Annotated in this window: 5 protein-coding genes; 4 read left to right on the top strand and 1 reads right to left on the bottom strand. The window is 67.4% G+C overall.

Annotated elements, in window-relative coordinates:
• The first annotated feature begins 250 nt into the window (after positions 1–250).
• The 4 genes from ACLFQI_RS08915 to ACLFQI_RS08900 all read left to right on the top strand — a co-directional run bounded on the left by ACLFQI_RS08915 (position 251) and on the right by ACLFQI_RS08900 (position 8,087).
• On the top strand, positions 251–1,903 hold the full coding sequence (locus tag ACLFQI_RS08915; RefSeq protein ID WP_410758611.1) for a hypothetical protein: 1,653 nt from the start codon (positions 251–253) through the stop codon (positions 1,901–1,903).
• On the top strand, positions 1,903–3,519 hold the full coding sequence (locus ACLFQI_RS08910; protein WP_410758609.1) for a GTPase: 1,617 nt from the start codon (positions 1,903–1,905) through the stop codon (positions 3,517–3,519). The genes ACLFQI_RS08915 and ACLFQI_RS08910 overlap by 1 nt, the downstream gene beginning before the upstream one ends.
• A 517-nt stretch (positions 3,520–4,036) precedes the next feature.
• On the top strand, positions 4,037–5,593 hold the full coding sequence (otsB, locus tag ACLFQI_RS08905; protein WP_410758607.1) for a trehalose-phosphatase: 1,557 nt from the start codon (positions 4,037–4,039) through the stop codon (positions 5,591–5,593).
• Positions 5,594–5,597: 4 nt separating this feature from the next.
• Complete coding sequence (locus ACLFQI_RS08900) at positions 5,598–8,087, top strand: glycoside hydrolase family 65 protein (protein WP_410758605.1); 2,490 nt, start codon at positions 5,598–5,600, stop codon at positions 8,085–8,087.
• Between the two features lie 191 nt (positions 8,088–8,278).
• Here ACLFQI_RS08900 and ACLFQI_RS08895 read toward each other — a convergent pair.
• On the bottom strand, positions 8,279–8,908 hold a 630-nt coding region (locus ACLFQI_RS08895), incomplete at its 5' end, for a cation transporting ATPase C-terminal domain-containing protein (RefSeq protein ID WP_410758604.1).

The raw sequence follows: 8,908 nt of genomic DNA, 5'->3' as shown, positions 1-8,908 counted from the left end.
GCCGAGCTCCAGCCGCGCCGGATCGAGGTCAAGGCGCATTAGCGCCGAGCAGGGGAGCACTTGGCCGATGGCCTGCTGAGTCGTTGCCAGGCGCTTCCCTGGAATGCACCGCGCTCCCCAGGGATTTACCGCCTGGAATGCAATGCACTGGCCGATTCGCTCGGCCGGTCGACGTCCTCTGGATGACCGCGTTTGGGCCGCCTTCAACTTTAAGTATCATCTTGATATGAAGCACCCAGCGCTCCGGCAAATGCTCCAAGCCCTGCGTGACGAACTGCTCGCCCTCGATGGTGATGCGGGCCGGCGCCGCGACGCGCCCTGGCTCCCACTTTGGGAGCGTCTCCTGCGCCGTATCGACGGCCTGATGGGCCACCTTGAGCGGGAGGACGAACCCCTGCTGGTGGTCGTCGCTGGCGGCACGGGCGCTGGCAAGTCGACCCTGGCCAATACCTTGGCCGGCAGCGCCGTGGCCACGACCAGCGCGCGCCGGCCGACCACCGAGGTGCCGACGGTGATCGGCCGCCCGACCGAGCTAGACAGCGTCCTGCGCCGGGGTGTGCTGGCCGCCGAGGCGCAACGTGCCAGCCTGCACACCGCGCCGCTGGAGAGCGTCCCGGCCGGTCTGGTGATCGTCGACGCCCTCGACGTGGACAGCGTCGAGACCGCCAACCGCGACATCACCGAGCGGTTGCTAGAGGTCGCCGATGTCTGGGTCTGGCTGGCCACCGCCAGGACCTACGCCGACGAAGCCGGCATGGCCTATCTGCGCCAGGCCGCGCGGCTGGATGTGTTTACCCTGGTCGTGCTCACCCAGGCCAGCGAGGCCGAGGCGGCGGAGATCTTGCCGGACCTGAACGAGAAGCTCGCAGCGGTCGAGCATCGGGCAGTGGAGACCCTGCATCTGCCAACCGCCGAAATCGGCGACGAGCGCCTGCCCGACGCCGTCGCCGCGCCGGTGCTCGAGCGCATCCGCGCCCTGGCGCCGCCGGAGCAGCGCGCCGCGCACCGCGAGCGCACCGTCCTCGGCGCCGTGCGCTATCTGCCGACGGAGATCGATGCCCTGCTCGAGGCCATCGCGACCGAACAGACGGCGGTCCGGCGGCTCGTCAAGGCGGTCGATGCCGGCTATACCGACCTCGACGGACAGCTACTGGCCGAGCTCCAAGCGGGCGAGCCCTTGCGTCATGAGATCCTGCGCCGTTGGAACGAGCTGGTGGGCAGCGGCTGGCTGCAGCGTCAGCTCAACGCCGCAGCAGACTACCTGTCGCGGCGGTGGTTGCGCTGGCTGCCATGGTCTGGGCGCGGCGGCCAGCGCGTTGCCGAGGAGGCGGAGGAGCACGCCCGTGAGCGTATTGCCAGGGTCTTGCGCAGGGTGCTCGACAGTGCCGCTGCCGAGGTGGAGAGCGCGTGGCAGCAGGATCAGGCGGGACGCGCGCTGTTCACCCGCCACGACCAGCCCCGCGCGGCCGGCCGCGTGGCCAGGCGCGAGGCCGCCGAGCGTTTGGTGGCGGACTGGGAGCGGCAGGTCGCGGAGCATGTGGACACCATCGGCCGCTCCCGGCTGCGGTGGGCTCGGCGGGCCACCACCGGCGTCAACGCCACCCTGACCACGGCGTTGCTGGTGCTGTTCACCCTCGGCGGCGGTTTTGGCTTGACCGGCACCGAGGTGGTGGTCACTGCGGCCGGCTCGACGACAACCCAGGCCCTACTCGCGCGGCTCCTCGGCGAGCACAACGTCGAGCAGTTGCTCAAGGACATCCGCGAGGATCTCCAGCACCGGGTGGAGGGCCTCGCCGAGGAGGATGCGCGGGCCTATCGGGACCTGCTTGCCGCCGCCGCTCCGCCACCGGACGCGGTGGCCGCGCTCCAGCACCGGCGCGATGCGCTGGAGGAGCGCGACTGATGCCCTCGACGCAGCAGCAAGGCGCAACCAAGGCGCCAGCGCTCGGGCAGGAGACGTCTGCGGCCGTGCTCGAACCCTTGGAGACGCTCGAGACCCTGGGCGCCGGACGGCTGCCGTCGGCGCTGATCGACGAGATGACAGCACTGCGCGAGCGCGCGCGGCAGCGCCTGGCCCACTCGCACGACCATGTCGTGGTCGCCGTCGCGGGCGGCACCGGCAGCGGCAAGTCCTCCCTGGTCAACGCCCTTGTCGGGCAGACGCTGTCCGCAGCCGGGGTGCGCCGGCCCACCACCGAGCGCGCGCAGGCGGTGCCGATCGGCGATGCCACCGGTGCCGAGCCGCTGCTCGACTGGCTGCAGGTCGAGGAGCGCCATCCGCTGCCCGCCGAGGGAATGCTGGCACCGCTGCGGGGCGCGGTGCTGCTGGATCTGCCCGACGTGGACTCTACGGTCCGTGAGCATGCGCAGGTGGCAGAGCGACTGATCGAGCGCTGCGATCTGCTGCTCTGGGTGATGGACCCGCTCAAGTACGCCCAGGCCCTGACGCACAAACGCTATTTCGCCCGCCTGGCCCATCACGCAGGGGTGCTGCTGGTGGTGCTGAACCATATCGACCGGCTCGACGAGGCGGATCGAGAAACGGATCTCGCCCATCTGCGCGATCTCCTTGCCGAGCAGGACCTGGCCGCGGCACAGCTCCTGCCGACGGCGGCGACCACCGGCGAGGGCATTGCCGAGCTGCGCCAGCGGATCAGCGCCGTGGTTCGCGAGCGGCGGGCCCCGCGGGAGCGCATCCGCGCCGATGTGGCGGACTTGATGGAGCGGAGCGCGGCGCAGCTACCGCCGCCGGAGACCCTGGTGCTGGACACCGACGCCTTGGCCAGTCACCAACGCGAGGCCGTGAACGAGGCCGCGTTGCTCGCGAGCGCTGACAGCGCCTATCGCCGTGCCGCGGGACAGGCCACCGGCTCGCCACTGCGGGGGGTGCTCGGCCGTGCCGTTGCCCGCCGATTTGGGCGTCCGACTGAGGAGCCTCGGCAAGGCCAGGAGCCGCCGCGGCCCTCGGTGGCCGAGCCGCGGGTTCGCCAGGGTCTGCTTGAAGCGGTCTCCGTGGCGGCGGACCAGCTGCCCGAGCCGGCGGCCGGCCGAGTGCGCCAACAGGCGGCCTCGGCGGCGGCAGCGCTGACCGAGGATCTGCGGCAGCGGCTGGCGGAGCTGCCGCTCGAGCCGTCGCCGCGGCGCTGGTGGAGCGGGGTGCGGCGGTTGCGCCTGGCGGCGGAGATGGTTGCAGCGTTTGGCTTCGTCTGGCTCGCCGGCCGCGGCCTGCCGGAGTGGCTCGGGCTGCCGCCGGTGCCGACGCCGGCGCTGCTTGGCGAGATCACTTGGCCGTTCGCGCTACTCGCCGGTGGCGTCCTTGCCAGCGTGGCGCTCGCGGGCGCCGCGCGACCGCTGATCAGCGTTGGGGCAAGGCGTCACGTCCATGCCTTGCGGCAGGCGGTGCGCCAGGATGCCGCAGCCACCGACGTGGCGCCGCTGGCCGAGCTGCGACAAGCGTTGGCAGACTGTCGGCAGCTCAGCGAGCACGCCCATCAGGGCGCAGCCGCCGGTGACCCCTGAATAAGGGCAGCCGATGCTGATGTCGGGACCGGGGCCTGGTGCAGCTGGTTGAGATGCACCTTTGCCTGGGGCATAAGGACCCGAGCCGAGGTTGACTTCTTGACTGCTTGCAGAACGACGGAGAAGACGAGCGATGAGTCGGGCCGGGCGTTATCGTTTATCCATTAGCCAAATCGTTTATCCGTTGGCCAATAGGATCGATCAAATGCGCGGAATCGAGCAAATTCCCTACAGCCATCAGTTGTGGGGAATGAACAAGCCATTGGTGCGATGCGAAGTCGAAACCTCGAGCCCAACTGCGGATCAAGGTGCTGATCAAGCCAGGGCCTGCGGCTGCCAACCGATCTGAAAAACAGGCCGCATTGGGCACGTGCATTGCGTAACCCGAGTAGAGGCCGCTAACCTGCGGCTATCCTGGTGCTCGATCGGTTGATCGATCGATCGATTGGCACTGGAACGCGTTGGCACAGCCGTCTGGCCGCGCCACACTGACTTGCTGCTTCGGAGTTGATCTGCGATGCCCGATGCACAGCCCGTTTTCTTTCGCGAACAGCTCGATGCCGTGCTGTTCGACCTCGACGGCGTCATCACCCGAACCGCTGAGATCCATGCGGAGGCCTGGAAGCGCCTGTTTGACACCTATCTGAAATCGCGGCCGGCAGCGGCCGGCGAGGATCACAGTCCATTCGACGAAACGCGCGACTATCGTCGCTACGTCGACGGCCGACCGCGGGTCAAGGGCGTCAAGCACTTCCTCTTGGCCCGCGGCATCGATCTGCCTGACGGCGAGCCTGATGACCCACCCGAGCGCGAAACCCTCTACGGGCTCGGCAACCGCAAGAATGCCAGCTTCCGAGCGCTGATCGAGCAGCGCGGTGTCGTCGTCTACGACTGCGCCGTCGAGCTGCTGCAACGGCTGCACCGCGCCGGTTTTCGCACCGCAGTGGTCACGGCCAGCAAGAACTGCGACCTGATCCTAGAGAAGGCCGGACTCGACGGACTGTTCGATGTGCGTCTCGATGGGGTCGAGGCTGAGGATCTCGAGCTGGCCGGCAAGCCAGACCCGGACACCTTTGTCGAGGCCGCCCATCAGCTCGGCTGCGTGCCCGAGCGCGCGGCCGTCCTCGAGGACGCCACCGCCGGCGTCATGGCCGCGAGCCGCGGCCACTTCGGCCTCGTCATTGGCATCGACCGCACCGGTCGCCAGCGCGACGCGCTGCTGGAGAAAGGCGCTGACCGGGTCTTCGACAACCTGTGCCAGATCGGTATCCAATCCGCGCAGACCGAGTCACCACCGCTGCTCGAAGATCCCAGACAACTCACGGATCGGCTCGTTGATCGGCGGCCTGCCCTGTTTCTCGACTACGACGGTACCCTGACCCCGATCGTCGAGCGGCCAGAGGATGCGCACCTCAGCACCAGCATGCGCCGCGCCCTGCGGGACGCCGCACAGCGGATGCCGCTGGCACTGATCAGCGGCCGCGATCTCGACGACGTCAGGAGCTTGGTCGGGCTCGAGCAGGTCATCTACGCCGGCAGCCATGGCTTTCACATCCGTGGACCCGAGCTGCGGTTGGAGCGACCGGAAGGCATGGATGCGCTCGATGACCTCGACCGCGCGGCCAATGCCATTGAGGAGCGTCTTGAGAACGTCGACGGCGTGCGTATCGAGCGCAAGCGCTTCGCGGTCGCCGTCCATGTGCGTCAGGTGAGCGATGCCGATCTGCCGCGGGTACAGGAGGCCGTGGATCAAGCCCGGCGTAACGTCGACGGTCTGCGCAAGACCGCGGGCAAACGCGTCTTCGAGCTGCGTCCAGATGTCGATTGGGATAAGGGACGGGCGGTGCGCTGGCTGCTGTCTGAGCTGAAGCTCGACGGCCCCGATGTCCTGCCGCTCTACCTCGGCGACGACGAGACCGATGAAGACGCCTTCCGCGCACTGCGCCAGATCGGCGGTATCGGCATCTTGGTCGCAGAAGACGCCCGTCCGAGTGCCGCCGATTATCGACTGCGCACACCAGCCGAGGTTGAGACGCTGCTACGCCATCTGACGGGGGGCGAGCGCGATGAGTGATTGGATGGGTGAGCAGACAGGTGACTGGTACTGGAGCTACCACGACTATCAGCCTGAGCAGGAACCGCTGCGCGAGGCCCTCTGTACGCTCGGCAACGGCTCTTTCGCGACCCGCGGTGCAGCCCCTGAGTCAACCGCTGGTGAGACCCATTACCCTGGCACCTACCTGGCCGGCGGCTATAACCGCGCCAAGAGCGAGATCAAAGGCCGGGTGATCGAGAACGAGGATCTGGTCAACCTCCCCAACTGGCTGCCGTTGCGGTTGCGTTTCGGCGACGGCGACTGGCTCGACCTCGAGCAGGTGGAGCTGCTCGATTATCGCCAGACGCTGGCGATGCGCGATGGCATCCTGCTGCGCGAGATGCGCATCCGCGAGCCCGGTGGTCGCGAGACGCAGCTGCGTCAGCGGCGTCTGGTGCACATGAAGGACCAACACCTGGCCGCTCTCGAGACCGAGTTGACCGCCTGCAACTGGTCCGGCTCGGTGGAGGTGGTGAGTGCCCTCGACGGTCGCGTCCTCAACGAAGGTGTTGAGCGCTACCGTGGCCTCGAGAGCGAGCACCTCGAGCCCTTGGCATCGCAGCCGGTGGACGACGACGGCATCTTCCTGAAGATGCGCACCCGTCAATCGCGCTTGGAGGTCGCACTGGCGGCGCGCACCCGCGTCTATCGTGGCGCTCAGCGGCTCGCACTCGATGCCCATGTCGAATGCGAGCCCGATCAGATCACCCAGCGCTTCCAGCTGCAATTGGAGTCCAATCGGCCCGTCACTCTCGAGAAGTTGATGGCCCTCTACAGCTCGCGCGACACAGCGATCACCGAATGCGGCCAGGAGGCACGTTCGGCCATTGGCCCACTGCCTCGATTCCAGGCCCTGCACGAAAGCAACGCCTTGGTCTGGCATCAGCTTTGGCGGCGCTTCGACCTCGAGATCGACCTGCGTGACGAGGATGGCGGGCGCATCGCGTCGATCCTGCGTCTGCACATCTTCCACCTGCTGGTCACCGCCTCACCGCCGGTGATGGACCTCGATGTTGGCGTGCCCGCGCGCGGACTGCATGGCGAGGCCTATCGAGGCCACATCTTCTGGGATGAATTGTTCATCTTCCCCACCCTGGATCTGCGACTGCCTGAGATTACGCGCTCGCTGCTGATGTACCGCTACCGCCGTCTGGGCGCGGCGCGCGAGGCGGCCCAGGCGGCCGGATTTCGCGGCGCGATGTATCCCTGGCAGAGTGGCAGTAACGGCCGCGAGGAGAGCCAACGGCTGCATCTGAATCCGCGCTCCGGACGCTGGACCCCGGATGAGACCCGGCTGCAGCGACATGTGAACTCGGCCATTGCCTACAACCTCTGGCAGTACGTCGAGACCAGCGGTGACAACGAATTCCTGTCCTTCTACGGCGCCGAGATGCTGCTCGAGATCGCACGCTTCTGGGCCAGCATCGCCCGCCACAACCAGGAGCTGGACCGCTACGAGATTTGCGGGGTCGTGGGGCCAGACGAATTCCATACCGGCTATCCCGACCGCGAGGAGCCCGGGCTTGACAACCACGCCTACACCACGCTGACCGCGACCTGGGTGCTGTGGCGCGCCCTCGAACTGCCGCACTACCTGCCGCAAGAGCGCTGGTCCGAACTCACCGAGCAGTTGCACATCTCGGCCGATGAGCTGCAGCACTGGGACAACGTCAGCCGCAAGCTGCGCCTGTGCTTCCACGACGACGCCATCATCAGTCAGTTCGAGGGCTTCGAGCGACTCAAAGAGCTTGATTGGGAGGCCTATCGCGAGCGCTATGGCGACATCCAACGCCTAGACCGCATCCTCGAGGCCGAGGGCGACTCACCGAACCACTACAAGGCCACCAAGCAGGCCGACGTGCTGATGCTCTTCTATCTGTTCTCGACCGAAGCGCTGGAGCGTCTGTTCGCCCGTCTCGGCTACGCATTCGACCCCGAGATGATCCCACGCAACATCGAATACTACAGCGCCCGCACCAGCCACGGCTCGACCCTGAGCCGGGTGGTGGATGCCTGGGTCCTGGCCCGGCGCGATCGACCCCGATCCTGGTCGCTGTTCACCCAGGCGCTGGAGAGCGACGTCGCCGACATCCAGGGTGGCACCACCTCAGAAGGCATTCACCTGGGCGCCATGGCCGGCACCGTCGACCTCATCCAGCGCTGCTACGCGGGTATTGAGGTGCGCGATCAGCGACTCTGGCTCAATCCCGTGCTCCCCGAGGAGCTGAAGCGGCTCCGTTTCCGATTGCGGTATCGCGGCCAGACCATTGAGCTCGAGGTCAGTCACGACCGGGTGCGGCTGCGCGCGATCTCACCGGAGGCCGACGTGATTCGGCTCACGACGGGGTCCGAGACGGTCTCGCTCAGCGCCGGCGAAACCCATGAGATCAAACGCGGTGCCGGATCCTTGTTCGTGGAGCCACCGTCCTCGAAGCCTTTGGCGGCGAACACCTCGCGCAGCTCCAAGCATTGATGTTCCGACACCTCCTCGATATGGCGCCCCCTTCGGAGGCGAGACGCGCGCGGACCTCGGCCGCATGGTGCGCGCGGGCGAGATGCCAGCGTGAGCGCTGTCGGGGTTATTTTGCGGGCATAGCGCGATGTGTTCCTTGGTGGCAAACGGGGTGTGCTGCGCAGGTTATTGGCTCGGATGACGGGCTCAGGTTATCGGCTCGCGGGCGACTGCTGATCCGATCGGGACGAGCGCCGACGCCGGATCAGGTGATGCGCCACCAGCTTGCCGAGCTGCACCAGGATCAGCGGCAGCAGCGAGAACCCCAGGATCAGCAGCCATTCGCTGGCCATCGGGATCTGGATCGAGAGGATCGCAGCCAGTGGCCCGATATAGGTCGCGGCGACCAGCAGCGCGACGCCGATGGCGATCGCGATCCAGACATAGCGGTTGCGCGTGACCTCGTTGACGAGCAGGTTCGACGCCGTACCGCGCATGTTCAGCACGTGCCAAAGCCGCGCAAAGCCGAAGGTCAAGAAGCCGATGGTCACCGCGTGGGCGGTGTCCAGCTGCATCGGTAGCAGGGCGATGGCGAAGGCCGCCAGCACCGTGGCGGCGATCAGTGCGCCATAGCCGACGATGGCCGTCCAGTGACGTCGCGTCAGGATGGGCTCGTCCGGTGCACGGGGTGACTGCTGCATCAGGCCGCGCTCGCCCGGGCTGAGGCCGAGCGCGAGCGCGGGCATCACGTCGGAGACGAAATTGATATAGAGGATCTGCAGCGGCAGCAACGGCAGGGGCGCGGCCACCAGCGCCGCCGCTGAGACCGCCATGATCTCGGC

This window comes from Halochromatium sp., assembly GCF_046541315.1.
GTDB lineage: Bacteria > Pseudomonadota > Gammaproteobacteria > Chromatiales > Chromatiaceae > Lamprobacter.
This window is presented reverse-complemented; position numbering and strand designations above follow the sequence as displayed.